Origin of the sequence: Streptomyces sp. URMC 126, assembly GCF_051386555.1 — a bacterium.
Taxonomy (GTDB): domain Bacteria; phylum Actinomycetota; class Actinomycetes; order Streptomycetales; family Streptomycetaceae; genus Streptomyces.
In genome coordinates, this window is the sequence record NZ_JBPQTX010001160.1 from 1 (window position 1) to 248 (window position 248).

General features: G+C 67.7%; 1 pseudogene. It reads right to left on the minus strand.

From position 1 onward, the window contains the following. Positions 1-247, minus strand: a pseudogene (locus ACSNOK_RS35500) (ribonuclease); the annotation flags it as partial. Position 248: the final 1 nt, after the last annotated feature.

The window sequence follows — 248 nt, forward strand, 5'->3', positions numbered from 1 at the left end:
GGTGCAGGTCGGTGCCGGGTCCGGTGCTGGTGCCGAAGTCGCCGTGGGACTTGGCCCACACGTGCTCGCGGTTCCAGTCGCCCAGATCGCCGCCGTGCTCGGACTTCGCCTGGGAGCGGCCGGTGTACAGCAGGATCACGTTGTCCGGGTTGGAGGGGTCCTCGTCGGTGTCTCCGAGCGCGTCCCAGACCTGACTGTAGGAGAGTCTGGCCTGCTCGCTGATGATGTCGTTGAGCGCCGCCTTCAGG